Origin of the sequence: Streptomyces sp. NPDC094034 (genome assembly GCF_040303865.1) — a bacterium.
Taxonomy (GTDB): domain Bacteria; phylum Actinomycetota; class Actinomycetes; order Streptomycetales; family Streptomycetaceae; genus Streptomyces.
In genome coordinates this window covers 55,997-82,706 of sequence record NZ_JBEOUD010000038.1, presented here as the reverse complement: position 1 = coordinate 82,706, position 26,710 = coordinate 55,997, and the positions used below count along the sequence as shown (strand labels likewise).

Sequence of the window (26,710 nt, the reverse complement as noted above, 5' to 3'; positions counted from 1 at the left end):
CCGGGCGTCACCTCGGCGATCATCGGACCGCGCACCATGGAGCAGTTGGAGGCGTTTCTGCCGGCCGCCGATATCGCGCTGTCAGCCGACGTTCTTGACCGCATCGACGAAATCGTGGCACCCGGCGTCACGGTCAACCCCGTTGACAACAGCTACGGCGACTTCGAGCTGCGAGCCGACCAGCGCCGCCGATCGCGGTGACAGGGTCGCCCTAGGGTCATCGCACACCGGCCAGGCGGACAGCCTGCGAGATTCCCCTCGGCGCAGGCGAGGAACCGCGTGCCCCTGAGCGCCCATCGCCGGCGCCGGCGGCACCGGGCGTTGCGTCCGTGTGTCGCCCCATCAGGAGCTCCGCGTTCTGACGCGTAATCAGCCGAGCCGGGGAGGCGCGCACGCGCTGTGTCCCACAATGTTGTGGAGAGTCCTGGCCCGGCCCCTGGGCTCGATGCCCTACGGCTTCGCGTCCGCGGTCTTGCGGGCCCGCCGGTGAGGGCGGGCCCTCGCTCAGGCGCCCGGCTCCATCGTCGCCCTCACTCTGGGGTGGGACTGGTACTCGGCGCTACCGAAGTACTCGGCGCTGACGCCGCCCTCAATCGCCCGGCCCCACTTGAGCGGCTGGAGGTAGTTGTTGCCGGGGTTGAGTTCCGCCTCACCGCGGTCGTTGGTCCGTGCCGACCCGATGGAGTCGTCGCCGTCGCCCGTGTAGAACTCGATGTCCTCGCCCTCAAGCGGCTCATTCTCGGGAATGCTGTGGAGGGTGGCGACCATCCTGGCCGTCGCGTTTTTGACATGTCCGTCGACGTTCCTGAGTCGCAGTCGCGTCTTCTTCTTGGCCATATCCGAACTCCTTGGTCCAAAGGCGTGACGCCCACGCGCCACGACCCGCCCACAGTGGCACGGACCCGCCAGTACCCGGGGAACGACGTCCACTGTGTCCGCCGCCGCCACCCGTGTGCCGTACGGTGCGGCCCGATCGGCGCAGACCGTGGTGACCAGCGGTCGCAACTCCCACAAGGGCCAACGACGATGGAAGAACCGCCCGTGGGCACGAGGCCCGCGTTGGCGTCGGCGCGCGACCGGTGTGATGTGTTTTCTGGATGGAGGACACCTCGGTTCGGGCGATGACAAGGAGAGCTCGCATGGCACACCCCGTACGGCCATTTCCCACCCGTAGGCGGCTGGTTCGCCATACCGCCGTCGTTCTTCCCGCGCTGTCCGCCCTCGCCCTGACCGCCGTGCCGCCCGCCAGTGCCGGCGCGCGGGATGGCAACGGACTTCCCGGCCCCGCGCCCCGGGCTCAGGCGTTCGACGGAAAGCGTGAGCTCGCGTCGGTGTCGGAGGTGACCCATCTGTGCGGCAGGACCGGGCAGCACAGCTGCTCGTTCCGGCTCGATCCGGCGCGATCCCGTGAATACACCAGCGCCGTCTACTCCGTGGCCAATGGCGCCATCAACTGCACCAACGAGCCGATGACCATCAAGCGCACGGTGACACTGGAGTCGGGCAGCAGCGACAACATCGGCGGGGAGATCTCCGGCAGCGGCACCATCGAGGGGGAGGTGGCGACCGACAACGAGGTCAGCGGTTCGGGCACCGGTGAGGTCTCGGCGCAGCAGACCCACGAGGAGAGCGACAAGGCCAGCGAGACCAAGGAAGCCACCGCGACGATCGGCACGACCAATCACACCGCCCCCAAGGACAAGGGCCCCAACCAGGAGACCAAGGTCGAGGGCACGGCCAAGGGCAGCGTCACCGCCGAGCACCAGGTCACCAACACCGAGCAGTTGACGGAGACGGGCAGCACCACCGTGGCCGCCAAGAGCAATATCCATCTCGCGCTGAAGGGTGCCTTCATCGCCGCGTTCAAGGGCACCTGGAACCGTACGTGGAGCATGACGAACACCGAGACGACCGAGGTGACGTTCACCATCAAGGCCAATGACGAGCTCCAGTTCGGTGCGCTGAACGCCATGACGCGCACCGTTGGGGACCTCGTGGTGGAAGGCACGGACAAGCTGGTCAGGAATGTGACCGTGGACGGCCCCTCCACGGTGAACTCCAGCACCGTGGTGGCGCAGACCTTCACCAACCCCGACAAGTGCCAGACCCTGCGGCCCAAGGGGGCCGAGGCCGACCAGCCCGACACGGAGCGGCGAGACCTCCGCCGTACGGCACCCCCGTCCCGTACGGGCACACCCACCGGCCGGTATGTTCTGGAGCCGGACCGGACGACCTGGCGCCGGATCGGCTGAGCCGTCCACTGAGGGACGGGGTGAGGGGCGGCCGGATCGGATCCGGTCGCCCCTCATCGTGCTCCGCGCACCACCGCCGTCAGCGCGTGCGGGACTCCGCGACCGGGGTGACGGGCCGGACCCGGGTCCCGGCGTCTGAGGGACGCGCGGCGACCGGGAGCAGCCCGGCCACCGGATTTCCTGCGCGCAGGGTCGGGGCGCCGATCGTCTCGTCCGGGGTCCGCGCGTTGTACCGGGCATCGGCGCAGCGGGCCAACTCGACCTTGCTGAGCGGTCCGGTGCGCTGGTAGAAGCGGTCGCCGAAGGCTCCCGAGGGGATGTCCACGGTGACATCGAGGCGTAGATCCGGCGTCTTCACCAGGGTGCCGGTGATCCGCTCCCGAGCCGGCTGCACCTCGATCCAGCTGACCTCGCCGGGCTGGACGGTGACGGCAAGCTTGCGCTGCTCCTTGCGGTTCCACAGCAGTGGGTTGGTGGTGGCCATCTCCAGCGGGTTGCCGTCGGCCCGGGTGAAACCGCCCGCGATCTGCACGGCGATCTCTTTGAGGCTTTCGTTGAGCGGCTGGCGCGGATTGAGCGGCTTCTTCTCCACATCGACGAAGTACTGGGTGAGATTGTCGTAGGGGTACTCCTGCCACTCCACGGGACGGTCGTCGGTGACGGCGTTGCGGGTGCAGTTGATGTACGCCTGGCCCACCATGCGCGGTCGGTCGTAGTACTGGAAGGAGTACCGTTCGTCCTTTTCGAAGCGGCAGGCGTCGGCGGAGTTGCACGCCGTGACGACATCCTTGGGCGGGACGGGCTCGTGGTTCTTGTAGGCCTGGGGCAACGGCAGTTGGGGCTTCTTGTCCTTGTACGGCACGGGCGCGGGTTCCTGCTGGGCACGGAACCGTGTCAGCAGCGGGCCGCACTTGGACGCCTTGTCCGGCTGTTTCGAGGTGAAGGTGACCTTCGGGTTGCTCTCCTCGGCCGTGAAGGAGTAGGAACGGCCGGACTGCCAGTTGGCCTTGCCCTTGTCCGTGCCCTTGGTGGTGAACGGCACCGGCGCGGGCGAGTTGGGCCCCGCTCCTGGGGCGACCACCTCGTAGCGCTGCCCGTCGCCGACTTCGTTCTGCTTGCAGTCGGCGTGGGTGCTGGGACTGTCGTCCCAGTTCAGGGTGACCTTTGAGCCCTTCTGCACCCGCCACAGCCGGGTTGTCAGGGTCCCCGGTCCCGTTTGGTTCAGGGAGACCGCCTGGAGTCCGTCAGGGTGGCCCGCGAGTCCTTTGGGGAAGTGCTGGACCTGCGCCCCTGTCCACCGGTCGGGAGTCTTGGTCGCGGGAGTCGCGGTCGTCAACTCGGGTTCGGCGACGTCGGCGTTCGCGATGGGCACGGCGACCTCCTCCGCCGCGGTGGCCGGGACGGGCGGGGCGATGAACACGAGAGAGCCACCGAGCAGGGCGGTCATACAGCGGCGCGCGTGGCGTCGTGACACGGATACCTCCTTGTCTGGAGCACTGGAGCACTGGAGCACTGGAGCACTGGGGCGCTGGGGGCCTACGGGCGGAATGGCCCGGCGTACGGGGTGCCGGTGACGGCGGAGTGATCAGCAGGCCCACCACTCGGACGGAGGCACGATCACATTCGAGTCGGTCAGCCGGTCCCGCATCCCGGAGGAGGAGCGGCACAGTTCCGCTGTGCCGCTCGCGGCGGACTGCTCCCGCTGGACGGCATGGAACTCCCGCTGCGCTTGGGCCTGGGCGTTCTGATTCTGCTGCCAGGTCTCCCGCGCCTGTCCGGTGATCGGCTGCGCGCAGTTGTGGAAGTTCTCCACCTGGCACTTGTCGTTGGCCGCCTGGTTCTGGGCCACCCCTGAGCAGGCGGTGCTCGCCGGGATGCCATTGATCGACTTACAAGGGTCCGTGCCCGGTGGCGGTGCGGGCACCGGGTTCGTCGAGGGAATCGGGGGCGGTGACGGCGTCCCCGGCGCCGGTGCCGAGGGGGTCGGCACGGGAGGGGTGGCGGCGTTGGTGCGGACGACGGGGTGGTGCGGCTGGGGGACAGCGGGACCGGGGGCGGCGGCGGAGGGCTGTCCGAAACCCAGGGCGACCAGGCCCGCCACGGCCGCGAACATGGCCAGGACCGTCAGCAGGCGCGCGTACAGGACACGCATGGGACTCCTTTCGCAGGGGCGCGGCGGCCGGCCGGGGTCTTGGCCACCGCCGTCAAACTCCAGTGCCCCGGGCAGCCCTGCCATCCAGCAATAGTCGATCTTGGGCCATTGGCGGAACAACTCCGCACGGATGGCCGCAACATCATGGGGGATATCGGTCCCCGTGGGGGGGCGAGGGTCGCTGTCCGGGCCGCGGCGCCACCGAGGTCCCGGTGCACGAGTCGATGACGGCGGGGACAGCGCCAGGGCAAGGCCCGCGCGGTCGCCGCGCGAGAGAAGGACCTCACGGAGGGTGTCATGGGGTGCGGACATGCCAGCCGTTGAGGTGTGCCGCGCGGCCAACTCCCGTGTCACGCAGATTATTTGACAGTTCGGGGTCGGATCGCACAGAAGGCCGGCGGGTCGGCGCTCCGTGCAGGTGGGGCGGTGACCACCCTAGGTTGAATCTTGCACCTTGTACCCGTCTACGTACACAGGGGGGATTTTCCCTGGCGCCCGGTCAGTGACCAGGGCACCGGAGCCGCTTGATACTCCATCGGGACGTCCTGCCCTGAGCCGGTCGAGGACGCCATTGTCGGCGCCATGTCACATGGAGACAGGCAAAGCGCACAGGCTCCTGGTGCGCAGCGATGTAGTCCACCGCAACTCGCTTACGGGGTTGACCAGTGACAGCTTTGGAAACCGGCGGACCAGACCGGTCACGGCGATCCGGTTCTCCAGCCGGGCGAGGGAAGCGCCAGGGCAGTAATGGGGACCGTGGCCGAAGGCGAGGTGTCCACGAGTGTCGCGGGTGGGATCGAAGATCTCGGGCGTGACGAAGTGAGCTGGATCGCGATTGGCCGAGGCCCAGGCCAGCCAGACACGTTCCCCCTTGCGGATGGTCGCGTTGCCGATCCGCATGTCCTGCGTGGCGAACCGCCGGACGGCCAGCATCGCCGGGGAGTTCCAGCGCAGGGCCTCTTCGGTGACCCGGTCCATGGCCGGCTTCCCGCCGCGCACAGCGGCGAGGTGAGCTGGGTGGGACAGGAGGGCCAGAACGGTGGTGGAGATCAGGCCGGCGGAGTTGTGGTAGCCGCCGAAGAGGAGCAGGAAGGCCATGGCAACCAGCTCTGCCCTGCTCAGGCGGGGGCCGTCCTGGTGGGTGTGTTCCTTGATGAGCGCGGACAGCACGTCGTCACCGGGAGCGTCGTATTTGCGATCGATGAGGTCGGTGAGGAAACGGTGCATCTCCCTCATTGCCTCGCGCGACCGCACAGCGGCGTCGGGCGCGGGGCTGAGCAGCGTGTCTGTCCAGCCCCGGAAGTGTGGGCGGTTGCTGTCCGGGATGCCGAGCAGGTTGCTGATCACCGTGAGCGACAGAGGCATGGCCAGGTCGGCCACGATGTCCGCCTGGCCGCCGCGTGCGGCCAGTTGGTCCAGGAGCTGGTCCGTGACTTCCTGGATGGACTGGCTGAGCTGCTCGGTGCGCGTTGTGGTGAACGCGCTGTTGACCAGACGGCGGAGCCGGGTGTGGGCCGGTGGGTCGGTGTTGAGGAGATGGGCGTCCAACTCGGGGGGCATCGAGTCACCGTGGCGGCCGGCGGTCCGTGCGTGGTCCTTGTTGACCGAGAGCCTCGGGTCCGCGGCGGCGGCCCGTATGTCCTGGTAGCCGGTTACCAGCCAAACAGGTGCTCCGTCCGGGGCAATTGCCCGCAGAGGTGCGGTCGTGCGGCGTAAGGCAGCGTACGAGGCATGGGGATCAGCCTGGAAGCACTCGTCGAGGACCACGGGGGGCCGGATGTCGGGCATGGGCGTGTTTGATTCCTCATCAGCTCGAAGGTGATGTCGTCGGTAAGGATGTGTGCCCGACACCCTTATCGCGGACGGCGGTGGCCACCGTAACGGGTCGGGAAGGAGTACGGCGCTTCAGACCATGTCCTGAGGGCCTGTTGGCCAGATGGCCGACTCAGGCCCCGGCGACTCCATCGATGCGTTCTCGGATCAGATCGGCATGGCCGTTGTGGCGCGCGTATTCCTCGATCAGGTGAACCAAGATCCAGCGAAGGGACACCTTGTCATCGCCTACTTGGTCGGCTGCCTGCTCGGACAGTTGACCGGAGTCGTCCAGTGACGCGGCGGCGATGAGCTCACGGCCTTGAGCGATTTCCGCTTGCCAGGCAGCCATCGCCTCGTCGAGTCCTCGGTCCGGACGGAGGGTGAAACCGAAGTCCTCGCATTCCTCGAAGACCAAGGGCACATCCTGGCCGGCGAACACACGTTGGAACCAGTTGCGCTCCACCTCGGCCATGTGCTGGACAAGCCCCAACAGCGTCATCGCCGACGGTGCCGCCGACGCCAGCCGTACTTGCTCATCACGGAGCCCCGAACACTTGAGGGCGAGAGTCGCGCGGTGAAAGTCGAGCCACGCTTCGAGCATGACGCGCTCATCGGCACGCGCGGGTGGGACAGGTCGTCCATCCGGTGTCGTATTCATCCCCGCAGCCTGGCAGAAACAGCCATGCCCGACGCTCTGCTTCGCCGACAGCGCACACGCCCGATCAATCCACGTGGCCGAACGGCTCGCGCCGCGATGATCGAGGCGAGTGCTGAGCCGGCACGACACGGTGGGGGTGGCGCTCTGGCGCGACCGGCTGTCCAGCCGCTACGGTCCGGACGGTCGACGAATGCCCGGGCCAGGACTGGCCGGGACAGGACGCGGGCCGGGCCAGGATGCGACGGGCCGGGACTGGCCGGGACTGGCCGGGATGTGCCGCCCGCGACCGTACGGACCGCGTGAGAAGGGGTGACGGCGATCAACTGTCCGTCCTGTGGTGCGTCCGCCAGCCAGGCGGACGACGGCTCCTGGTACTGCTCCGCGCAGTGCGGGTGGAAGACGGGAACTGCCCCTTCCTCGGCAGAGGTAGCCTCGGTTCATGAGCGCACGCAGCAACTGGCCCCCGGAGGTAGGCGCCCCGGTGCCCGCCCGCACGCCCAGTGACGGTCCGCAGATCACCCATGCCGAGTGCCGCAAGTGCGGCACGCACATCGCCGGGCTGGACGGCCGCTACAGCTGTGGGGTGTGTGGCTGGGTCAACCACCACTCCGAGGGACACCGCGAGCTGCCCACCGCCGAGGACGACACGGACACCACCAACCACCTCGCCTGAGGAGCGGGCGGCCACGTTCCGGCCGCATCGGTACGGGTTACGTACGAACCCCCCCGGCTGGGGCTCGGGAAAGCTGCGGTCCCGACCAGTGCTTCTACGGCCGAACCGGCTGAGAAGGAAGGGCGCCGGGACGCTGGGGGAACGTTCCATGACCTGGTGGCCCTTCCCGACCCCGCGCGCTGGGTGGAACTGCGGTCGTCGGGCCGAGGGCACGTTCGATGCCGAGAGATGGCCCGTTGACCTGCGCGTATTCAAGTGCCGACGGACCGCCCGCAGGGCGACCGCGCCGCTGACATCGTTGTCGACGGCGCGGTCCGTGCGGGTTCCTTACGGTGTGCGGACGGCGTCGCTGCCGTACAGTTCCCTGGTGAACGCGGAGACGTCGGCGCTGCGATCGTTGCCGTCAAGGTTGTACGTCAGATAGACGCCGTATCCCTCGCTGACGGTGCGACGGGCGAGAGTGGCGGCCGTGCTCTGTGAGGTCCGGCCGATCTCGACGGCCGCGGGTGACAGCTTCGACTTGGGCAGCGCGATGCCGGGGACCTGCCAGGTGCCGTAGTACGGGTTCCAGGCGTAGTCGAACGTGGTGGAGACGTCGACGCCGCCGTAGGACAGGCGCGAGGCGGCCGGGCCGATGTTGTAGAGGCTGATGATCTTGTTCGGCATGTTCGCGCGCAGTGCCGTCACCAGGTGCACGAACGAACTGCTATTGGGCTGCGTAGTGCCGTTGTTGCCGTACTCGGCGTATTCGTCGTCGAAGTCGATGCCATCGAGACCGTACTTGTTCACGGCGTCCGACATCTGCTTCGCGAACGCCGAAGCCGCCTGCTGAGACGTGAAGTTGGCGAACCCCGCGCCCTGGTGATTGCCGAGCACCGAGAGCACGACCTTGATGCCCTGCTGCTGCAACGGCCGTATCTGCGTGGCGGCGTTGTCGAGGACGCGCTGCACGTTCTCGTTGAAGTACAGATACGCCGCCTTCGTGCTCGTGTCGTAGTTGATGTTCGCCGCGAAGATCACGGCGACGTCGAAGACGTTGCCGCCACCGTTGGCGAGCGTGTACTTGCCGACGTTGAGCATGCTGTTGTTGTTCACCTCGATGTAGGCCACCGAGGTCGGCCCCTGCTTGGCGAGAGCGGGGGCCGCCGCCGCGCCGGTCGTGGCGGTCGTGCCGAAGGCGAGGGCCGTGACGGCCGAGAGCGCGAGCGCGGCGGTCCGCACTCTGCTCCGTACCAGAGTGAACATCGTTGGTCGTCTCCCATCGCGTGGTCGGCGCCCGACTTGTTCGGAAGCGCCGAGTGAGCTCTCCGAGTTTTCCGCCGCCGCGACCGAATACCGAGGAGCGTGCGGAACTCTTCATGACTTCCTCACGTGACTCATCGCAACTCCGGTTGGTTACAGAGGAGTTGGGGCAAGCGGGTGGTCAGTCGGCAGGGTCCTGCGGGAGATCGGCGGACCCTCGGGGGTCGGGGGCCTTCGAGCGGCTGAAAGGCGGCAGCGCCGGCATTCTTCCGCCGCACGTCTCTGTGGAGGCGCTGCTGGCAGCGGGAGCCGACCCCGAAGCCGCGGACGGGCACGGACCCCCCTGCACTGTGTCCGGCGGTGGACACCTTTGAGCTCTCGATCATCGAGGTCCTGATGGCCCCGGTCGGGCTGGGCCGGGCCGGCGCCCGGCTGGGGCCGGGGAGCCGTGTGCTTCTGCGTGCGGGGTGCGACAGGGCTTCGTAAACTGAAGAAGGGTGTGTGAGCTGCTCAACCTCAACGAAGGGGCGGGGTCTGTAGGCGGCTGAAGGGAAGATGTCATGTCGACGAGCGATATTGCGCTGACCGCCCCGAACCAGTTTGTTGAGGCGACTAACGGGGTGACATATGCCTATCGGCGGTTCGGCACTCCCTCTCCCGGGACGCTCCCGCTGGTGATGCTGGTGCACTTCCGCGGCAACCTGGACAACTGGGATCCGCTCCTGCTCAGCACCCTCGCGTCCCACCGCGAGGTCATCACGGTCGACAACGCCGGCGTCGGCCTGTCGTCCGGGCTGGTGCCGCCCACCATCACCCAGATGGCCCGCGACGCCATCGCCTTCATCGACGCGCTCAAGCTGCCCCGGATCGACCTCCTCGGGTTCTCCATCGGCGGGATGATCGCCCAGGAACTCACCCTGATCCGCCCCCAGCTGGTCCGCCGGCTGGTGCTGGCCGGTACCGGGCCGCGAAGCGGACATCTGATGCACGGTTGGATCAACGACGTCCAGTACCTGGCGAACGTTGCGCACAATCGCCTTGAGGACCTGCTGTCCTTGTTCTTCGAAGTCACTCCGACCAGCCAACAGGCGGGCCGGGAGTTCCTGGAGCGGCGCGCCGCCCGCAAAGAAGACCTCGACAAGCCCGCCGGCTTGCAGGCGCGCGACGCCCAGATGGACGCCATCACCGAGTGGGGTATCCCCGACTCGTCCCAGCTGAACAGGCTGGCCGGAATCACCCAGCCTGTTCTGATCGCCAACGGCGACAACGACATCATGATCCCGACCCCGAACTCCTGGCTGCTGGCCCAGTACTTGCCCAACGCGCGCGTGCGGATCTACCCCGACTCCGGCCACGGCTTCCTCTTCCAGTGGCCCGAGCAGTTCGCCTCCCTCGTACACAGCTTCCTGTCCGGCGCCGGCGAGGAGAGGGCCCCGTGATGCGCACGGCCGGCCTGCCGCACGGGCAGCGGCGATGGTCATCAGGTCCGGCGTCGGTGACCGCGCTGCGGGTGCTGCTGTGGTGGCTCGGGTACGGGCTGGTGCAGGCGGCACGGCTCAGCGCACCGGTCCGGTCGCAGATCACACGCAGTCTCACGGTCGAGATCTCGTCCGACGACGGTCCTTCGCGGCACTGGGTGTTCGACGGCCAACAGCGCAGCGTGTCCAGCGCGCCGGGGAGGGCCGCGGCCCCCGACTTCGCGGTCCGTTTCACCACCAGCGGTCAGGCGCTTCGTGATCTGACGTCGCCGAACGTGATCGACCGCGTCATGGTCGGCCGGATTCACGGAACCGTCCGGGTCGAGGGCAACCATCTGCTCCTGATGTGGTTCCGCGGCCTGATGCGCACGGTGGTACCCATCGGCGAGGCGGGACCTCCCCGGCAGGCTCTGCCAGGCGCCTACCTGGCACACGACCCGGCCTCGAACGGCGACGAGGAGATCACGATCGAGCCGGCCGTGCGACAGCTGGACCCACGTTGGACTGGTGCCTGGAACGCGCGGGCCAAACTGTGGATCGTACGCGGGGCCAACGGCGAGCCGATGTGGGAGCCGTGATGAGCGAGCATGCCGAAACGGCGGCCGGGGAGGGAACGCCCGTGGCCGGGCTGAACGACCGCGCGCTGGGCTGGCTGCGGTTCATCTGGGACAAGGCGACGACCCCTGACGACTGGAGCGACCAGGGCGAACCCCACCCGTGGTGGGATCGTTACACCGCGCCGCCGATGTGCTCCTTTCCCAGATTCGACGTGCACTACATGGCCTACGTCCTTCCGGTCATGCTCGAAGCGACCCCGGCGTGGCGCGAGGCCTATACCCGGATCGCGGACGAACTCGTCAGCCGCTACACCTCGTTCTGGGGCGCGGTCGACTGGTGCACGTTGATCGGGCCTGATCCCGGTGTCGACCGCTACCCGCCTGCCTGGCTGGCCTTTGTCCCCGAACCGCTTCGCGGCCGCTACGCGCCACCGGGGTGGACAGGAAACGGGATCGAGCCATGGGGGCTGCAGCCGGATCCCTGCGGCGCCGACGGGAACGTGTTCTACCGGGGCTGGCTGAACCTGCTTCTCGGGATCCGCCGCTACGTTTCCGGAGAAGCCGACGAGCACCAGCCATTCGACATCACCGGGTACCAGAACCGCCAGTTCACCTGGACTCACGCGCGGATCGCGGAGTTCATCTCCGCCCAGTTCCGCACCCGCCCCCAGGGTCCGCACTGCGAGAACACCAAGATCTGGCCGTTCTGCGTCAGTGCCGCCGGGCTCGGGCTGAAACTCTACGACGCGCTGCTCGGAACCAATCTGCACGAGCCGTTCCCGCTCTGGGTCGACTACGTCCGCCGGCACTACATGAGCCTGACTCGCACCGGGGAACTGCGCACGTTCGCGCTCTACTACGACCCGATGGAACAACGCCTTCACACGCTGCCCGGGCCATCCGCGGCCCACGGGGTGTTCCCCTGCCTGCTGTATCTGTACCCGCAGGACCGCGAGTTCGCTCTGTGGACCTACGAGCTGGCGATGCGACGCCTCGGCTGGGACAACCCGGATCTGCCGCTGAGCCGGCTCAACCCCGATCCCAACCACCTCAGTACAGCCCTGTGGATGGCACATGAACTGGAGGACACCGCCACCGAGGACCGCATCCGCGACTTCGTCGAGCGTGAATACCAGCCCCGGTTCTTCGGCGAGGAGAAGGACCGTTTCGGATTCTGGTTCGGCTACGACTCCACCTGGCCCCGCGGGCAGGTCAACGCCACTTTGATGCTCGCCGAGAGCGGCAGTCCGGGAGCGTGGTGGCGGATCTTCAACGAACCCCGGCTCGCGCTGGCGTCGGGGCCGGAGCTCCGCGGTGTCGACTACCCCAACATCGGCATTCGCCGTGCACAGAACGACATGACCCGCCGTGTCCTCAGCATCGAGACCACGGCCGCCACGCCATCGCGGCGAGGAGATCCCACCAGTTTCACGATCGACCAGCTCCCCAACCCCGCGGAGGCTTCGGTCACCGTCGACGGCCAGGACTCGGCCGGCTGGCAGGTCGTCGGCGACCATTCCATCCGGCTCGACCTGGACATCGGCGACCACCAGATCCGCGTCGCGACGGGCGCCCGAGGGTCACACAGGCCCGGGGTCACACAGGCCTGGTGACCGCGAGGAGCGCGGTGTCGTCCGCTGTCTCGCTCCCCGTGTGCCACCCGATGGTGTCGATCACGAGGTCCAGGAGATCGTCGGGGCCCGTGAACGGACGGTCACGCAGTTGCTCCACCGGGTCGAGGAACACTCCGTACGCATCGCGGGCTTCCGACAGGCCGTCCGTCTAGAAGAGGAGCGTCGCCCCGGGCGGGAACTTGATCGCGCGGCGTGCCGAGGCGGCGGGCACGCTGCGCCCGGACGTCGTCCTGGAAGACCTGGTCATGGTGCCCATGGCCAACGGTGGCATCCGGACCACATCGCCGGCCGCGGCGGTGGCCGCCTCCCGGCGTTTCGCCGCGCTGCTGATCCAGGGCATGCGGGCCGAGCCGGCCACCCCACCAAACCCGGCGGAACCACAAAGCCACCCAGCACGCCTAACAATCACCCGCCCCAACCAACGGGAAGAGTCCCCCCACCGTGAACCCCTACCGCGTCCTCGTCACCGGCTCCCGCGACTGGGAAGACGAAGAACTGATCCGCCACCAGATCACCCGCCTCTGGCTGCTCGTCAACCGACCGTTCGTCGTTGTCCACGGCGCGCGCCCGACCGGCGCCGACTGGATCGCCGGCGGCTGGGTCGACGATGTCGCCGTCGCGCGGATAGGCCTGGCCACCGAGGAGCAGCATCCGGCCGACTGGAAGGCCCACGGCCGCGCGGCAGGACCGATGCGCAATCAGCTGATGGTCCAGCTCGGCGCCGACATGTGCCTGGCGTTTATCCGCGACGGCTCCCGGAGCGCGGCCGTTTGCGCTGACCTTGCCGAGGGTGCGGGGATCCCGACGAGGCGGTGGACCGGGTGATCAGCGTCGTGCTGGTTCTCGCCCGGCTCGGCATCGCCGAGCCGGGCCCTCGTTTTCTGGGGATGGCGCTCACAGGCGGAAGTCTTCTGCTCGAAGTGGGGGACAGGAGCAGGCGGCTCCGGCGTCCGGGGTGCCGCCCTGGCCGCCGTAGCCGGTGGCGGACGGCCGGGGGCGAGGCCGGCCGGGGGCGAGGACGGCCGGCCGGATCTGTGCCGTACCTCGACGTTCAGGTGCTGCTCAGCGGGCTGTCCTGCTGCACCATGTTCCGGAGCTGGCGGCGCCCGGAGAGGGACAGCTTCTGGTAGACGTGGCTGAGGTGGTACTCGACCGTCTTGCTGCTGATGAACAGCCTGGCGGCGATCTCCCTGTTCGTGAGTCCGCGGCCGATGAGCATGGATATGTCGCGCTCGCGGTCGGTCAGCTCCGAGAGAGGAGGCCCGGCTGCGCGGCGGCTGCCGGAGGGCCGGTCCGTGAAGTCGTCGCGGTAGCGCGTGAGGAACGGCCGGGCTCCTAGTGCCGTGAAGAGGTCGCGGGCCTGGGTGAAGTGTGCGGCTGACCGTTGGCGCTCTCCTGCCTGGGCCAGCAACCTGCCGTGGCTGTGCGCGAGCATCGCCCGGTGCAGAGGCGGATCGTCGGAGGACGCGGGAAGGCTGAGGCCCTCTTCGAACAGGTCACGGGCTCGCTTGGCCTCTCCGCGTGCCTGCGACAGCCGACCCGAGAGCCACATCACGGCCATGCGGAGAAAGGGAGCGTCCTTGCTCAGCGCCGTCAGGTGGGCCAAGGCGGTATCGGCACTGTCCAGGTCACCGTCGGCGATCAAGGCTTCGACGTACAGGGGACGCCACCACGTCTGGAAGGCCCGTGGTCCCGAGTCGGGGCGGGCCCGAAGGATGGTCCGCAGCGCGCCGAGCATGGCGGGATAGTCGCCCCGAGCCTGGGCCAGCACCGCAGCCCCGACGGCAGCGGGCGGCAGGCCGTGGGCCGGCGAGATCGCCCCGGACCATTGGTAGGACCGCTGGACCAGTTCCTGGGCTCGCTGCCACTGTCCGCGGCCCGCCCGCACCCATGACGCGATGGAACAGGCATATGAGAACGCCCAGGGCTTCTCCTCGGCCTCGGCGATGACCAGGGCGTGGTCGGCGCTGATCGCGGCCTCGTCCCAGCGGCCCAGGAAGTACTGTGAGGCCGCGAGGTTGGCGTAGGTGAACTCAGCGGTCACGGGGCAGCCGTTGGTGCGGGCCGTGTCCAGGGCGACGGCGAGTTCGTTCTCCGCGTCGGTGAGATCCCCGGCCCACATCTGGAGCATCCCGCGGTAGGCGCGCTGGATGGCCTGCTCCGCGACAGAGCGCGGACTGCCCGCGGGGGCGAGGGTGTCGTACTCGCCCAAGGCCGCGCGTGCGCCGGCGCAGTAACTGCGGGCCAGTCCAAGGCTGCCGGCCGCCCATGGCGCGAGTTGTGGATCCAGATGGTCGATCGCCAGCACGTCCCGGAGCAGTGGTACGGCCTTCGCGCTGTGTCCGCCGACGATGTGATGGATACCGAGCCAGGTGCCGGCCATGGCCGGCACGAACTCCGCTCCGGCCTCGGCCCGGCTGTTCTCCAGCGCCTCGGTGAGCAGGTCCGCGGCCTCTGGAGCACCTCGGGGCGTTCCGTAGCCGCCCAGTACCAGGCTTCGCAGCGGGCATGGTTCGGCGGTTTCTATCCTGGCCAGGAGCGGTTCCACGCGTACGTACCGCTGAGCCCACAGAAGGCGTGCGGCCGCCGTGAGCAGCAGGCGTTCCCGCTCGCTGCGTGGGAGCGCCACCTCCGATGCCCACAACAGAAGGGTGGCGGGCCGTACGGGCTCGCCGGTCGCGTGGTACTCGTCGGCGGCCAGTTCGAGTTCCCGGGCGAGCTGGGTATCCGTACCCTGCGTGGCCGCGACCCTGTGCGACCAGGAGGCGGCGCGGTCGACGAGGGTGGCCGCGGCGGCGTGCAGCGCCCGCAGTCGGCGGGGCGAGGTGGCGGTCACGATGGCCTCACGCTGGAGCTCGTGGGCTATCGCGACCGGGGTGGACGGCTGGTTGGGCCACCACCGCACGATTCCTTGCGCCAGCAGCGGTTCGAGCGCCGCGTCGGAATCTGTTACGGAGGCGACGCGGGCAGCCGTGGCGAGGGGCGCCGGGCCGCCCAGTACGGCGATGCCCTCGACCAGGCTCCGCGCCGGACCGGGCAGACCGTCCAGCTGGCGCCGTAGGGCCTGCACCAGGGACGTCGGCACAGGCAGGGCGTCCCGCCCGTGAGCCACTGAATCCCACGCGACCTCTGCGAGCAGCGTCCGGAGATACAGAGCGTGGCCGTCGGTGTGGTTCCGGAGCCGCTCAGCTGTTCCGCGGCCGACGGGACGGCCGTATACCAGTGCGGCCAGCTCGGCCACTTCGGTGACCCCCAGCCCGGTCAGAGTCAGCTCGCAGCTGTGCGGCATGCCCGCGACCAGACGATGAAGGTCCAGACCTCCGGCCTCGCCGGGCTCCGTACCGCTGCGGGTGAGCAGGACGGTGAGGACCGCATCGGCCTCCAGGCGGCGCAGTACGAAGCCCAGAACCTGCGCCGAGGGCCGATCGGCCCACTGGACGTCGTCGACAACGATCAGCACCGGCCCGTCGCTCTGCAACTCGCCTAGCAGTGCCAGCAGTTCGGTACCCACCTGAAAGGGTTCCGCCGTCGGCACCGCCCCCGCGAGCAGCGTAAACCGGTCGAGAAGAGCTGCTGGTACGCGGGAAGTCAGCTGCCGGATCACACCGAATGCCAGGTCTTCCTCGGATATGTCGCAGGCGGCTCGGAGAACGGGGAGGTTCTCAGACGAGAGCCCTGCCAGCCAGCGGCGAACCAGAGCGCTTTTCCCGATACCCGCGGCCCCTTGGACCAGCACACTCGTGGCCTTACCGGACCGTGCTGTCCGCAGACACTGGTTCATGCGGTCCAGCTCAGCGGTGCGTCCCACGAACGCGGTCTCGCCGCCGGTGGCCGTCACCGCAGGCATCCCCGGCTGAGGGCGAGACACATGTAACCGGGAGGGACACGGACCGTGACCGGTAGCTTCATTCCGCAGCTCACCACCTGACGAGCCCGGTGTCGCGGAGCGGAGCGACAGTCCTTCGGAGGGTTTGTGGCGTCAAGGCGACCACCCCCTCATCGTGCGACCAGCGCCATCGTTCTCTCAGCCACAACATTAGCCCCGCCGGCCTCGCCCGCGCCCGGCGCGGCCCCCGGCGCGGCCCCCGGCCCGCCGCCGGAACCTCACGGGGCGCCCACTTTTGATCGCCGCACCGGCTGAGTACGATCATCTATGCCGGTCTGAGTACGCGAGGGGTTGCCCCGCTCGCGCGGCGTCGGAAGGGTGGAGACATGCGCCGACTGCTGCTGCTCGCCTCGCTGTTGCTGTTCACCGCCGGCTGCGGGGCGGTGCAGTCCTCCGAGGACGAGGCGACGGACGCCGCGCGGGAGGTGGCCAGGAAGGCGGGCGAGCGGCTCTACGGCCAGCGTCCGCGCACGGCGGAGGAGGTCGGGCGCTCCGCTTCCGGCATCGACGGGGTGGAGGTGCTACAGGTGACGGGTACCTCGACACACGACGGGGACGGCATCGACGTGGTCGTCCGCACGTCCGGCTCGGCGTACAACAGATGGCTCGACCTTGAGGAGGTCACCGTACGGCGCTGTTTCGCGGTGCGGGTGTCGCCCAAGTCGGAGTGGCGTGAGGATCCCCGTGACACGGACTGCCTTGACGGCCCTCCGCTGACCTTCGCCCCGCCACCCGAACCGCCCCGGCTGCCGTACGAGGAGCTTCGCGCGAAACTTCCCCGAGTGCCGGAAGGCGGCCGGGTGGACGAGGCCGAGGTGCGCCGTAGGGTCGCCGCCCTGGATCTGGATCCGGCGATCCGTACCGAGGTGAAGGCGGCCGGCGGCCGGGTCGGCGTTCTCCTGTCGGTGAAGGGCAACGGCTTCGACGCGCAGGACTGCCTTCTTGCCCGCGTGGGCCCCGGCGCCACGGAGGTGTGGGTGCCGCCCCAGATCCAGCGGATGCCCGGAGAGGGCGGCTGCACCGTCGGCAACGCCCTGTACCCGGCACCGCCACCACACTGAACGAGGTGCCCGGCTCGCTCGGGCCACGGGCCGCGTGCCCAAACCGAGTTGATCAAACCCCAGCGGCTCTGGAAGACGCTCTCGCACATCGAACTCGCCACCGCCGAATAGGCTGACTGGTACAACCACCGCCGACACCACGGGGAAAGGCCATATCCCGCCCGTCGAGTACGAAGCCAACGACGCCACGGAATTCACGAAACCCCAGGACTACCGTCAACACCCCCACCCGAGACGGCGGAACCACCCGATTGAAGTGGGGCCCATCACCTGGGTACGAGGGTGTGAATCACACCGCCGCACGCCGACTGCGCCCAGCTTCTGGGGCCAGAACTCCGTGCGCTGGAGAGCCACAACAAGCTCTTGCGGACAGGCAGCCGTACTCCGATGTCCGACCGATGCCGTCGCGCCGCTTCAGCCCCTCCTGCTCCTACTCGCCCACGAACGTCGGCCTGACAATATCGCCGCCGCTTTCGGCAGCCTTCTTGACGGCGGCGAACGCGCCCTGCGCGTCCGAGGACTCGAAGAGGTCCATGGTGAGATCGAGCGTCAGCTGATCCGCGGCCGGCACCCCGCCGCCCGACCAGGCTTTGAACAGTGACCGGACCGCGGCGTAGCCACGTGTGGGACCTGCCGCGAGCCGTTCGGCCATGCGATCGACGGCTTCGTCCAGCTTGTCGCCGGGAACGACATGGCTGACCAGCCCGCTCTGCGCGGCCTCGGCCCCGGTGATGGTTTCGGACAGCAGTACTTGCGCGGCGGCACGCCCGCGACCTACTCGCTCGGCGAGGCGCTGCACGCCTCCGGCCAGCGGCGCCATGCCGGTGTCCGCCTCCACCCACGTGAACATCGCGTCCTCGGCGGCGACGATGAGATCGCAGCGCAGGGCAAGCTCGTAGTGGCCGCTGACCGCGCGGCCACGCACGGCGGCGATGGTGGGGACGCGCAGGGCCTCGATCGCCGCGTAGGCCTGATTCACTTCGGCGATGAAAGTGCGGAACCAGTTCCGGTCCTTGCCGGGCCATTCGGGGACGAAGCCACCGGTGCCGAAGTTCGGGCCCGTGGCGCGTACCACCAGCGCCCGGATGTCGCTGCCGCTCGCCTCATGGACGGCCGCCAGCAGGTCGTCGGCGAACGTGCGGCTCAGCGCGTGGTCGGGCGGGTCATCCAGGATGATGCTTCCGACACTTCCGCTCCGCTGGAACGTAACTGTCTTCATGATGTCTTCCTCCCATGGGTGGGCCCCGGAATGATGAGAGCGTCCAGGGCATCGGGGACGTGTGACGTCCGTCTGGCCTTCCTCAGGGCTCCCGCGTCGTTCAGTCGGTCCCGTCCCCGTGAAATGCCTGGTCGACGATCAGGGTGTCCTCGTAGAGGTGCATACGGACGATCTGGCCGTCCTCGATCACGAGGTGGAGGGAGGCCGGCGTGGTGAACCGCTTACCGCTGGCCGCGATGATGTGGCTGAAGGTCGCCAGCAGCACCACGTCACCGCCCTCGATGATGGTCCGCTCGTGCACGACCTGCGACCCGCCGGGCACGTAGTGCGGCCACATCGTCGTGAAGTACGGGGCGACTTGCTCGCGTCGTGTGCGGCGACCGGTCCAAGGCAGCTTGTCGCTACCGGGAACATGCCAGTCGATCTCGGGTGCGAACAACTCCTGAATGCCGTACTGGTCCTGCTTGCCGAGGCGCTCAAGGAACTGTCCGACGACAACGCGCGAAATCTCAGTGTCTGTAGGCATGGTCTCTCTCCGTTTCGTGGTGCGTCGTGGTGTGAGGATGGGGCAGTTGGAACAGCCCTGGAGCGGAAAACGCCTGCCGCTCAGGGGCCTTGGATCTGTGTGAGTGCACCGGCCTCGCGCGGGACACCGGGGTTGATCGGCGCGAGGCCGAGCTCGCCGCATGCGTGCTCGCAGGCTGTCTGGCTGGTTTGTCGTCCCGGGTCAGGAACGCGGCCTGGGTGCCCTCGCTGCGTCGGTGATCGGGGGAGGGCTGGGCCCTCAGTTCAGTGTGAGCAGCGCGCTGCCGGAGCCGTTCGTTCTCGCGGCGTCGATGGCGTCGCGCAGCTGCTCAAGCGGGTAGGTGGCGTGCACGGCGAGGAGTTCGGGATGCCGCGCGGCGAGTTCGAGGGCGGCCTCCCGGTCGGCGGCCCGGATGTCGTCGGGTCGGTGCGTCCAGCGGGAGATGCTCACCGCACGTACATTCAGTTCCCGCATGAGTAGGTCCGAGGTGGTGAGCGTCCATGGCTGTGCCGCCAGATCCCCCCACACGACCAACGTGCCGGCATCGGCGAGGAACGGCAGGATTTCCTTCACGAACGGTCCACCGTGGGCATCAGTGATCACCGGCACAGGCCTCCCGTCGATCAACCTCGCAAGGTTCCGCTGCCACCTTTCGTCCTGGGTGACCACGACGGGCACATCGGGGAAGTGCGTGCGAACCGTTGCCGCCGAGCGGTCACTCCGCACGACGGCGATGACCTCCCAGCCCTGATCGACGGCTTGCCTGACGATGAGCTTGCCCACCGCTGACGCGGCCGCCGACACCACCAGGGGAGCCCCGTCCGGAGCTGCCGCCGTGCTCCGCAGCTCCTCGACCGCCCGCATCACATCCCGTGAAGTCACGGAATTGACGAGCGCGATGCTCGCGATCTCGTCGCTCACCGTCTCCGGGACGATCACGGCGAACTCAGCCGGTACGGTGACACGCTCGGACCACGCGCCCACAGCGGGGAACACGGCCACCCTGTCACCGACACGCGGCGTCGACACCGACTCACCCACTGCGGTTACGACGCCCGCCGCCTCGGTTCCCAGCGCACGAATCGAGGCTCCGCCGGGTAGAGCTCGGGAGGTGCCGACCAGATCTCCCCGGTGTACCGGGGAGACCCTCACGGCCACCTGCACTTCACCGGCGCCTGGCGCGCGCGCCTCGGGAACGTCTTCGACGCGCGCGACGGCGGCCGCGTCGCCGGCCTCGCTGTACACCACGCTTCGCATGCCCCTCGCCTTTCGTCGTAACTGAAATGGTTACGACTATAGCCCATGAGGGGGTTCCCGACCACCGAGGCCACCGGGGGCCGGACTGCCGGCCCAGGAGAGCGACGGCTCGGGGCCGGTGCCGGTGTCGGTGCCGGGCGGGGGGGCGACGGTGTCCGCGACGGTCACTGACTCCCCGGCGCGGCCGTGGCCGCGCGATGATCCGACGACGCCGCGCAAGCCGCGGCGCGCCGCTCGGCCGGTGCGGGAATTCAGCGGCCAGGCCACCTTCAGGGCAACGATTGAAGCTCGTCGCCGTCGCCGGCCGCCTCGGGGTGAGCCTTTCGGTGATACGGGAGGCCCCGACCAGGCTCGAAGCGCAGGGGTTGGCCGTTGGCGGCCCCCAGCGCGGATTCAGCGTGATGCCGCCGTCGATCGACGACATGTCCGATCTCACCAAGACCCGGGTCCAGGTGGAGTCGCTCGCCCTGCGACAGTCCATCGCGCGAAAGCCTGACGGGCGGGCACTCAAGCCTGGCCCGCGGTGGACCCCGTCGCGCGAACGAGTCCGATCCCGGAGCCCATGATCTCGGCCCGGAGCCGCCCGACGTCCTCGCCGGACTCTTAGGCGGCTTCGAGGATGTCCCGCAGGACGTCCTCCAACGTTGTGCGCGCCAACTCCCTGCGGAGGGTGGCTTCGACCTCGCTGTAGACGGCGGTCATCACGGGGCCAATGCCGCGGCCCACGACGCACTCCGGGTCGGGTGCCGAGCGGTGCAGAGCGAAGATCGGCCCCGCCTCGACCGCCTCATGGACATCGAGCAGAGTGATGTCTGCCAGGTCCCGTGACAGCATCCAGCCGGCCCCCGCGCCTCGCCGTGAGTCGACGAGTCCGGCCTTGCGCAGCTCGGCCAGCAGGCGCCGGATCACCACCGGATTGGTGTTGACGCTCGTCGCGATCTGTTCGGAGGTGGCGACCTCGTGATCCCGTCGCTGATAGAGCCCGATCCACGTCAGCGCGTGTGCCGCGATGGTCAGCCTGCTGTTGGCGCTCACTCCGCACCTCCCTTGCCTCGTAGAATCGATAATAGTTACAACGAGGCGCGGTAAATCTCCCCAGGTCATCGGGCGCGGATCACCATTACGGTGCCTAGGTCCTGTCCGGTCGCGACCGGGCCGAACCCGACGGGGGGTACCAGCCGGCACTGGCGCAGGCGGCGGGAGAACTCACACTGCGGCCTCGGGCCCAATGACCCCTTGCGCGCCCAGGATCGACCTGCCCAGCCTCGTGCGGTGAACCAGCGGCTCGGGAACGAGAGGAACGAGAGGAACGAGGGGAACGAGAGGATCGCGCGACGGGGAATGATCCGCGCCGCCCGGCGCAGCAAACCGACAATGCCCAAGGAGAGGGCGAACGTTCCCCTGATGCGGCCTATGGGGCAACTGACACGGCCCGCCCTCAATCGCTATGCCGCGCCGAGCCCACGATGTGAACCGCGATTCGGCCCATGGAGACCCTGCCCTGAAGTCTTCGCGCCCCCTTCGCGGCACCCCTGTATGCGCAGGCAGGGTGCGGGACACCCATGTTCGTACGGCCTTCTTGCGCAGGGCACAAGAGCGAAGACTCGGCCTCTCGGGAAGAACGAACTTCTCGACTCGCCTTGGGAGGGCTTCGCATGAGCACCACGAACGCATCGGCCGGCCGGGAGGGAGTCCCGAACGATGGCACCTCTGAGCGGACGTTCACCATGACGATCGGTGGCTCGTCGGCCGAGGGATCGTCAACGTTCGACGTGGTGAACCCGGCGACCGGCCAGGTCATCGCATCAGCCCCGGACTGTTCACCCGAGCAGCTGGACCAGGCCGTCGCGGCCGCCGGCTCCGCGTTCCCGGCATGGGCCGCACTCGAAGTGGCGGAGCGTCGGAAATATTTGGTCGCGATGGCCGACGCGGTCGACGCCCACGGCCCGGAATTGGCCGAGCTGATCACGCTGGAACAGGGCAAGCCGGCACCCGTGGCGGTGACGGAGGTTGCCGGGCTGAGCTACTGGCTCCGGGAGACTGCGCGTCTGGAGTTGCCGGAGACGGTCAACCAGGACGACGCGGAGCGCCTGTCGGTGACACGGCATCTGCCGTTGGGCGTGGTCGCGGCGATCACCCCCTGGAACTATCCGATCGGCCAAGCGTCGTTCAAGATCGGCCCGGCGCTGCTGGCCGGGAATACCGTGGTCCTCAAGCCCTCGGTGTTCACGCCGTTGGCGAACCTGCGGCTCGGCGAAGTACTTCGGGACGTCCTTCCGTCAGGTGTCCTGAACGTCATCTCGGGCCGCGACGACCTGGGCCCGCGGATGACCGCCCATCCGGGATTCGACAAGATCAGCTTTACGGGTTCGACTCGGACAGGGCGACTTGTCATGGCGGGGGCGGCACGGACGTTGACCCGGGTCACCCTGGAGCTCGGCGGAAACGATCCGGCGATCGTCCTGCCCGACGCGGATGTGAAAGTGATCGCACCGGCGCTGTTCTGGGCGGCGTTCGCGAACACCGGGCAGGTATGCCTTGCTACCAAGCGCCTTTATGTGCACGAGGGCCTCTACGACGATCTGGCGCACGAATTGGTACAGCTCACGAAGCAGGTGCGCGTGGGTGACCCTTCCGACGCGAGTGTGGGCCTGGGACCTGTCTCGAATATCCGGCAGTACGAGGCGGTGATCAGCCTGTTGGAAGACTGCCGCGACCGCGGCTACAGGCTGCTGGCCGGCGGCCTGCCGCAACCAGGGGGTCGCGGCTATTTTGTCCCCCCGACTCTGGTGGACAACCCGCCGGAAGACGCTCGGATCGTGCGGGAAGAGCAGTTCGGACCGGTTCTGCCACTGCTGAAGTACCGCGATGTCGATGACGCTGTCGCGCGGGCAAACGCCAGTGAGTACGGGCTTGGAGCGTCAGTGTGGGCCACGGACGTCGAAGCGGCCCGGAGGGTCGCCGTTCGGTTGGACGCAGGCACTGTGTGGGTGAACGAGGTGATGCACCTGCATCCGGCTGTCCCATTCGGCGGACGCAAGCAGTCCGGCGTCGGAGTGGAGAGTGGCCTGGCCGGTCTGCTGGAGTTCACCGAGCCGCAGACCTTGACGATCAGGCGCGCGGACGCAAGGGAGTGACGCGCCTCACTCGCCGTGAGCGGCCGCTGCTTCCAGTGGGGGAGTGGGGGAGAGGCGTCACGCCGTCTGGCTTGCCTCGGCGATGTCCCGTGCGGTCTGGGCCGCGCGCTCAGCGGTGACGTCCAGGGCCTCTTCACTGACTCCGAAGAGGCCCTGCCGGAGGAAGACCGAGAGCCCGTGCGCCGCGGCGGCGATGCGCAGCAGCAGATCGTAGGCCGCCTCCTCGCCCGGGGTGATACGGGCGGCGGCGGGCAGGAGAGCGGCCAGCAGTTCCTCGCCCGCGGAGGCGAGGGAGGGGCGCTCGGCCTTGTCGAGGCCGGCGGAGAAAGTGATGTCGAACAGGGCGCGCTCCTGGGCGGCGAAGCGAACGTAGGCAGCGGCGAAGGCCGCCAGCTGCTCGACGGGGCTCGCGGAGCCTTCCATGGCGCGGGTGAAGCGTATGCGCTGCTCGCGATAGCCGCGTTCGGCCAGCACCGCAAGCAGGGCGTCGCGGTCGGCGAAGTGCTTGTAGGGGGCGGCGACGCTGACCCCGGCCCGGCGGCTCGCCTCGGCCAGGGTGAAGCCGTTGGGCCCGCGCTCGGCGACCAGCGACAGTGCCGCTTCCTCCAGGACGCGCCGCAGATCGCCGTGGTGCTGGCCGCTGCGCCGCTTGACAGGTGGAGTCATGCCCGTAAGGTTAACAACACTCACCAGGTAAATGTCATTAACCTCGGAGGTTCTCGCCGTGCCATCCCCCGACGCTCGTTTCCATCACGTCAGTCTCTCGGTGGCCGACCTTGACGCACTGGAGCGCTGGTACGGGGTCGCGTTCGGCCTCGACCAGGTCGAAGAGCGCGTCGACCTGCCCGAAGCCGGCGTCCGCACCGCCGTCCTGTCCGACGGCCGCGGTCTGCGTGTCGAGTTGATCGAACGCGGCGGGTCGCGCGCCGTCTCCCACTCCGACCCCCTGGCCGCGGCGGGTGACCGGACCTTCGGCCACTTGGCCCTCCAAGTCCCCGATCTCGATATGGCGTTCGCCTACCTGACCGGGGAGTGCGAGGCGGGAACAGTCTCCCCTCCCGCGCCCGGCGCCTCCGCGGGCATGCGCTACGCCTACATCCGCGACCCCGAGGACAATCTCCTCGAACTCATCGAGTCCCGGCGGGCCTGAGCCCCTGCCGGCCCCGGGCCCGAGGCGGCCCGGTGACGAGCCGCCTTCGAAACCATCGGCGCACACACCGGCCGCGAAGCCTTTGACGTCGAGCGCATCCCCGCCGACGGTCCCAACGCCGTCCTCATCGGACGCGCCCGCATGGTCGGCCGGTCACCGGGCTCGCTGTCGGCACCCCCTTCGCCAACGTACGCAGACGGGGACGATGACCACGAGCAGCACGGGACCACGGGGCAGCTGCGCCTTGAGAACCGTCGCGAACACTGTCGCCGTGGCCTTCGAGCCCGCGCGCGAAGTTCCGAAGTCGCCCTTCAAGGATGACGTGGCGCTCCTCCACCGCTCGGACCCTCCTGGATCGAGGCCGACCCCGAGCCCCTCTTCTTTGCCGGCCCGGACGTCGGCGGTCCCATGACGCGCGTCGGGGTCGTCCGTCCCCGATGTCCCTGGGGACGGCCGGGACGCGCAGCGGCGAGACGGAGGATCCGCCGCTGCACCCGGCGGCCATGGGGGGCCCTGCACGGCGGGCCATCGGGGTACGTGGCGGCCGCCGTGGCCCCGATCTTGGAGATGCGCACACGTCTGGGACCTGCACAGACGCCACACACGGGCAACAGGCCGGGTTGCGCAGTAAGCTCCTTTGCGTGTACCAGCTCACAGACTCCCTCGGTGCTTTCCTTCGCGCCAGTCGCTCACGGCTGGAACCGGCGGACGTGGGGCTCCCCGCCGGCGGGGGCACCCGACGTGTGAAGGGTCTGCGCCGCGAGGAGGTCGCGGTGCTGGCGGGCGTGAGCGCCGATTACTACATCCGCCTGGAGCAGGGGCGCGAGAGCAATCCGTCCCCGAAGGTCGTCGACGCTCTTGGCCGCGCGCTCCGGATGGACGCGGACGGACGTACCCACCTGTTCCGCCTGGCCGGCATCAGCCCGCCGACGGAGGCCGGCAGCCTGCGCAACCAGGTTCACCCGGAGTTGCTGCGGCTCCTCGACGCGTTTCCTGCTTCCGCCGCCTATGTGATGGGTCCCGCGTTCGACATCCTGGCGAGTAACGCCATCGCGGACGCCCTCCTGTCCCCGTTCGACGGCGAGACCAGCATGCCGCGAATCCTCTTCGAGCACCCGCGGGCCCGCGAGGTCTTCCCGGACTGGCAGCTGATCACCAGCGCTACCGTGTACGCGCTGCACCTGAACGCCATCCGGTTCAGGGACGTGCCCGAGATCGACTTGCTTGTGCAGGAGCTTCTGGACGCGTCAGCCGAGTTCAGAGCTCTGTGGAACGACCACAGCGTCAGGGCTCTCACCCGAGCCTTCAAAGTATTCCTGCACCCGGACGTGGGTCGCATAGAACTTACGTACCAGAGTTTCGACGTTCGCGATGCACCGGGGCAGGAGCTGCTCGTCGGCTCCGCCGAGCCGGGCAGCCGAAGTGAGGAGGCTCTCGCCAGTCTCCTCGCCGCGGTCGCCCGGGCGTGAGCGATGCGGCGAGACCGACCTCGATACCGGACTCGCCATCGAACAGGACTGGTTCGCAGGACTGTTCGCCACCGAGGACCGTGAACCGGGCATGCGGGCATGCGGGCATGCGGAGCTTCGTGAAGAAAGCCCGGGCAGAGCACGGTTCGTGAGAGACGAGCTGACACGCGCCCCGAGCTCCTGGAGCGCTTCTGCGGCCAGAGCGGCACCGCAAGGTTCCTGCCCACGTCGTAGCCGCGTCGAGCGCACCTTCGCTCGCAAGAAGAGCTGGAAGATCCTCCGCGACTGCCGCCTGAAGGGAGGCGGCGGTCATCACGCCATGCTCGGCATAGTTCGCGTTCACAGCCTCGCGTTCGCCGGACGGACCGGCCCGAGGCGGCCAACCTCAACGCCGACGTGGCGGCCCAATTATGTGTACTTGATGCGGCCGGCGTCACTGCGTCGTGATCTGGGCGCCGAGAACGTCGTAGGTGAGCCACTCCCAGAGCATCTTGCCGATGGCCAGCGTGTCGGCGCTCGTCATCAGCTGTAACAATGCGATTAC

24 protein-coding genes and 2 pseudogenes are annotated in these 26,710 nt (G+C 68.6%); 12 read left to right on the top strand and 14 right to left on the bottom strand.

Going from position 1 to position 26,710, the window contains the following annotated elements; all coding sequences use genetic code 11:
- Window positions 1-201, top strand: a pseudogene (locus tag ABTZ59_RS28090) (aldo/keto reductase); the annotation flags it as partial.
- Between the two features lie 303 nt (window positions 202-504).
- Here the strand turns inward: ABTZ59_RS28090 and ABTZ59_RS28085 are convergent.
- Entirely contained in the window at window positions 505-837 is a 333-nt protein-coding gene (locus ABTZ59_RS28085) for a hypothetical protein (protein ID WP_351419093.1), read from the bottom strand.
- A 302-nt stretch (window positions 838-1,139) separates the two neighbouring features.
- On the opposite strand from ABTZ59_RS28085, the gene ABTZ59_RS28080 reads away from it, so the two are divergent.
- Entirely contained in the window at window positions 1,140-2,252 is a 1,113-nt protein-coding gene (locus tag ABTZ59_RS28080) for a hypothetical protein (protein ID WP_351419090.1), read from the top strand.
- A gap of 79 nt (window positions 2,253-2,331) precedes the next feature.
- Here ABTZ59_RS28080 and ABTZ59_RS28075 read toward each other — a convergent pair whose 3' ends face one another.
- The 4 genes from ABTZ59_RS28075 to ABTZ59_RS28060 all read right to left on the bottom strand — a co-directional run bounded on the left by ABTZ59_RS28075 (window position 2,332) and on the right by ABTZ59_RS28060 (window position 6,877).
- Complete coding sequence (locus ABTZ59_RS28075) at window positions 2,332-3,726, bottom strand: hypothetical protein (protein ID WP_351419087.1); 1,395 nt, start codon at window positions 3,724-3,726, stop codon at window positions 2,332-2,334.
- 111 nt (window positions 3,727-3,837) lie between these two features.
- Window positions 3,838-4,404, bottom strand: coding sequence for a hypothetical protein (locus tag ABTZ59_RS28070; protein WP_351419084.1), 567 nt, complete (start codon window positions 4,402-4,404; stop codon window positions 3,838-3,840).
- Between the two features lie 585 nt (window positions 4,405-4,989).
- Window positions 4,990-6,192: a cytochrome P450 family protein gene (locus ABTZ59_RS28065; RefSeq protein ID WP_351419082.1), complete on the bottom strand. Its 1,203-nt coding sequence runs from the start codon at window positions 6,190-6,192 to the stop codon at window positions 4,990-4,992.
- A 157-nt stretch (window positions 6,193-6,349) separates the two neighbouring features.
- The gene (locus ABTZ59_RS28060; RefSeq protein ID WP_351419080.1) at window positions 6,350-6,877 is read right to left on the bottom strand and encodes a DinB family protein; all 528 of its coding nucleotides are present in this window, start codon (window positions 6,875-6,877) and stop codon (window positions 6,350-6,352) included.
- A gap of 439 nt (window positions 6,878-7,316) precedes the next feature.
- On the opposite strand from ABTZ59_RS28060, the gene ABTZ59_RS28055 reads away from it, so the two are divergent.
- Window positions 7,317-7,550 carry a hypothetical protein gene (locus ABTZ59_RS28055; RefSeq protein ID WP_351419077.1) on the top strand — a complete coding sequence of 78 codons (234 nt, stop codon included), beginning with the start codon at window positions 7,317-7,319 and terminating at the stop codon, window positions 7,548-7,550.
- Between the two features lie 327 nt (window positions 7,551-7,877).
- Here ABTZ59_RS28055 and ABTZ59_RS28050 read toward each other — a convergent pair whose 3' ends face one another.
- Window positions 7,878-8,795 (bottom strand): endo-beta-N-acetylglucosaminidase H, encoded by a 918-nt coding sequence (locus ABTZ59_RS28050; protein WP_351419074.1) that lies wholly within the window; start codon window positions 8,793-8,795, stop codon window positions 7,878-7,880.
- A gap of 557 nt (window positions 8,796-9,352) precedes the next feature.
- Here ABTZ59_RS28050 and ABTZ59_RS28045 point away from each other — a divergent pair.
- Genes ABTZ59_RS28045 through ABTZ59_RS28035 form a run of 3 tightly spaced genes read left to right on the top strand, consistent with a single transcriptional unit; the run spans window position 9,353 to window position 12,440 of the window.
- Complete coding sequence (locus ABTZ59_RS28045) at window positions 9,353-10,231, top strand: alpha/beta fold hydrolase (RefSeq protein ID WP_351419072.1); 879 nt, start codon at window positions 9,353-9,355, stop codon at window positions 10,229-10,231.
- Entirely contained in the window at window positions 10,231-10,848 is a 618-nt protein-coding gene (locus ABTZ59_RS28040; protein ID WP_351419070.1) for a hypothetical protein, read from the top strand. Before ABTZ59_RS28045 ends, ABTZ59_RS28040 begins: the two co-directional genes overlap by 1 nt.
- On the top strand, window positions 10,848-12,440 hold the full coding sequence (locus ABTZ59_RS28035) for a linalool dehydratase/isomerase domain-containing protein (protein WP_351419067.1): 1,593 nt from the start codon (window positions 10,848-10,850) through the stop codon (window positions 12,438-12,440). Before ABTZ59_RS28040 ends, ABTZ59_RS28035 begins: the two co-directional genes overlap by 1 nt.
- Here ABTZ59_RS28035 and ABTZ59_RS28030 read toward each other — a convergent pair.
- Both ABTZ59_RS28030 and ABTZ59_RS28025 read right to left on the bottom strand, forming a co-directional pair.
- Window positions 12,424-12,558, bottom strand: coding sequence for a hypothetical protein (locus ABTZ59_RS28030; RefSeq protein WP_351419064.1), 135 nt, complete (start codon window positions 12,556-12,558; stop codon window positions 12,424-12,426). The two genes, ABTZ59_RS28035 and ABTZ59_RS28030, sit on opposite strands and share 17 nt — an antisense overlap.
- Before the next feature lie 51 nt (window positions 12,559-12,609).
- Window positions 12,610-12,801: a hypothetical protein gene (locus ABTZ59_RS28025; protein WP_351419061.1), complete on the bottom strand. Its 192-nt coding sequence runs from the start codon at window positions 12,799-12,801 to the stop codon at window positions 12,610-12,612.
- 101 nt (window positions 12,802-12,902) lie between these two features.
- Here ABTZ59_RS28025 and ABTZ59_RS28020 point away from each other — a divergent pair, with 101 nt between their 5' ends.
- Complete coding sequence (locus tag ABTZ59_RS28020; RefSeq protein WP_351419059.1) at window positions 12,903-13,286, top strand: SLOG family protein; 384 nt, start codon at window positions 12,903-12,905, stop codon at window positions 13,284-13,286.
- Between the two features lie 226 nt (window positions 13,287-13,512).
- Here the strand turns inward: ABTZ59_RS28020 and ABTZ59_RS28015 are convergent, their stop codons facing one another.
- Window positions 13,513-16,308: an ATP-binding protein gene (locus tag ABTZ59_RS28015; RefSeq protein WP_351419057.1), complete on the bottom strand. Its 2,796-nt coding sequence runs from the start codon at window positions 16,306-16,308 to the stop codon at window positions 13,513-13,515.
- A 365-nt stretch (window positions 16,309-16,673) separates the two neighbouring features.
- Between ABTZ59_RS28015 and ABTZ59_RS28010 the strand changes: the two genes are divergently transcribed.
- Entirely contained in the window at window positions 16,674-17,408 is a 735-nt protein-coding gene (locus ABTZ59_RS28010) for a translation initiation factor IF-2 (protein ID WP_351419054.1), read from the top strand.
- Window positions 17,409-17,838: 430 nt separating this feature from the next.
- Here ABTZ59_RS28010 and ABTZ59_RS28005 read toward each other — a convergent pair whose 3' ends face one another.
- From ABTZ59_RS28005 to ABTZ59_RS27990, 4 genes are all read right to left on the bottom strand, one after another.
- Window positions 17,839-18,627, bottom strand: a complete 789-nt coding sequence (locus ABTZ59_RS28005) for an enoyl-CoA hydratase/isomerase family protein (RefSeq protein WP_351419050.1) — start codon at window positions 18,625-18,627, stop codon at window positions 17,839-17,841.
- A gap of 100 nt (window positions 18,628-18,727) precedes the next feature.
- On the bottom strand, window positions 18,728-19,153 hold the full coding sequence (locus ABTZ59_RS28000) for a nuclear transport factor 2 family protein (protein ID WP_351419048.1): 426 nt from the start codon (window positions 19,151-19,153) through the stop codon (window positions 18,728-18,730).
- A 258-nt stretch (window positions 19,154-19,411) separates the two neighbouring features.
- A complete protein-coding gene (locus ABTZ59_RS27995) occupies window positions 19,412-20,410 on the bottom strand; it encodes a zinc-binding dehydrogenase (protein WP_351419045.1) in 999 nt (332 codons plus the stop codon).
- A 603-nt stretch (window positions 20,411-21,013) separates the two neighbouring features.
- Window positions 21,014-21,445 (bottom strand): Rrf2 family transcriptional regulator, encoded by a 432-nt coding sequence (locus ABTZ59_RS27990; RefSeq protein WP_351419042.1) that lies wholly within the window; start codon window positions 21,443-21,445, stop codon window positions 21,014-21,016.
- Between the two features lie 620 nt (window positions 21,446-22,065).
- On the opposite strand from ABTZ59_RS27990, the gene ABTZ59_RS27985 reads away from it, so the two are divergent.
- A complete protein-coding gene (locus tag ABTZ59_RS27985) occupies window positions 22,066-23,547 on the top strand; it encodes an aldehyde dehydrogenase family protein (protein WP_351419039.1) in 1,482 nt (493 codons plus the stop codon).
- Window positions 23,548-23,604: 57 nt separating this feature from the next.
- Here the strand turns inward: ABTZ59_RS27985 and ABTZ59_RS27980 are convergent, their stop codons facing one another.
- Entirely contained in the window at window positions 23,605-24,213 is a 609-nt protein-coding gene (locus ABTZ59_RS27980) for a TetR/AcrR family transcriptional regulator (RefSeq protein WP_351419036.1), read from the bottom strand.
- A 31-nt stretch (window positions 24,214-24,244) separates the two neighbouring features.
- On the opposite strand from ABTZ59_RS27980, the gene ABTZ59_RS27975 reads away from it, so the two are divergent.
- The 3 genes and pseudogenes from ABTZ59_RS27975 to ABTZ59_RS27965 all read left to right on the top strand — a co-directional run.
- Window positions 24,245-24,697 (top strand): VOC family protein, encoded by a 453-nt coding sequence (locus tag ABTZ59_RS27975; protein ID WP_351419034.1) that lies wholly within the window; start codon window positions 24,245-24,247, stop codon window positions 24,695-24,697.
- A gap of 641 nt (window positions 24,698-25,338) precedes the next feature.
- A complete protein-coding gene (locus ABTZ59_RS27970; protein WP_351419032.1) occupies window positions 25,339-26,166 on the top strand; it encodes a helix-turn-helix transcriptional regulator in 828 nt (275 codons plus the stop codon).
- Window positions 26,167-26,395: 229 nt separating this feature from the next.
- A pseudogene (locus tag ABTZ59_RS27965) lies at window positions 26,396-26,527 on the top strand (IS5/IS1182 family transposase); the annotation flags it as partial.
- Window positions 26,528-26,710: the final 183 nt, after the last annotated feature.

Bases quoted from the DNA above. Each gene is read 5' to 3' on its own strand.
- ABTZ59_RS28085 (WP_351419093.1), bottom strand. From the start codon at position 837: ATGGCCAAGAAGAAGACGCGACTGCGACTCAGGAACGTCGACGGACAT.
- ABTZ59_RS28080 (WP_351419090.1), top strand. From the start codon at position 1,140: ATGGCACACCCCGTACGGCCATTTCCCACCCGTAGGCGGCTGGTTCGC.
- ABTZ59_RS28070 (WP_351419084.1), bottom strand. From the start codon at position 4,404: ATGCGTGTCCTGTACGCGCGCCTGCTGACGGTCCTGGCCATGTTCGCG.
- ABTZ59_RS28065 (WP_351419082.1), bottom strand. From the start codon at position 6,192: ATGCCCGACATCCGGCCCCCCGTGGTCCTCGACGAGTGCTTCCAGGCT.
- ABTZ59_RS28060 (WP_351419080.1), bottom strand. From the start codon at position 6,877: ATGAATACGACACCGGATGGACGACCTGTCCCACCCGCGCGTGCCGAT.
- ABTZ59_RS28055 (WP_351419077.1), top strand. From the start codon at position 7,317: ATGAGCGCACGCAGCAACTGGCCCCCGGAGGTAGGCGCCCCGGTGCCC.
- ABTZ59_RS28050 (WP_351419074.1), bottom strand. From the start codon at position 8,795: ATGTTCACTCTGGTACGGAGCAGAGTGCGGACCGCCGCGCTCGCGCTC.
- ABTZ59_RS28045 (WP_351419072.1), top strand. From the start codon at position 9,353: ATGTCGACGAGCGATATTGCGCTGACCGCCCCGAACCAGTTTGTTGAG.
- ABTZ59_RS28040 (WP_351419070.1), top strand. From the start codon at position 10,231: ATGCGCACGGCCGGCCTGCCGCACGGGCAGCGGCGATGGTCATCAGGT.
- ABTZ59_RS28035 (WP_351419067.1), top strand. From the start codon at position 10,848: ATGAGCGAGCATGCCGAAACGGCGGCCGGGGAGGGAACGCCCGTGGCC.
- ABTZ59_RS28025 (WP_351419061.1), bottom strand. From the start codon at position 12,801: ATGCCCTGGATCAGCAGCGCGGCGAAACGCCGGGAGGCGGCCACCGCC.
- ABTZ59_RS28015 (WP_351419057.1), bottom strand. From the start codon at position 16,308: ATGCCTGCGGTGACGGCCACCGGCGGCGAGACCGCGTTCGTGGGACGC.
- ABTZ59_RS28010 (WP_351419054.1), top strand. From the start codon at position 16,674: ATGCGCCGACTGCTGCTGCTCGCCTCGCTGTTGCTGTTCACCGCCGGC.
- ABTZ59_RS28005 (WP_351419050.1), bottom strand. From the start codon at position 18,627: ATGAAGACAGTTACGTTCCAGCGGAGCGGAAGTGTCGGAAGCATCATC.
- ABTZ59_RS28000 (WP_351419048.1), bottom strand. From the start codon at position 19,153: ATGCCTACAGACACTGAGATTTCGCGCGTTGTCGTCGGACAGTTCCTT.
- ABTZ59_RS27995 (WP_351419045.1), bottom strand. From the start codon at position 20,410: ATGCGAAGCGTGGTGTACAGCGAGGCCGGCGACGCGGCCGCCGTCGCG.
- ABTZ59_RS27985 (WP_351419039.1), top strand. From the start codon at position 22,066: ATGAGCACCACGAACGCATCGGCCGGCCGGGAGGGAGTCCCGAACGAT.
- ABTZ59_RS27980 (WP_351419036.1), bottom strand. From the start codon at position 24,213: ATGACTCCACCTGTCAAGCGGCGCAGCGGCCAGCACCACGGCGATCTG.
- ABTZ59_RS27975 (WP_351419034.1), top strand. From the start codon at position 24,245: ATGTCATTAACCTCGGAGGTTCTCGCCGTGCCATCCCCCGACGCTCGT.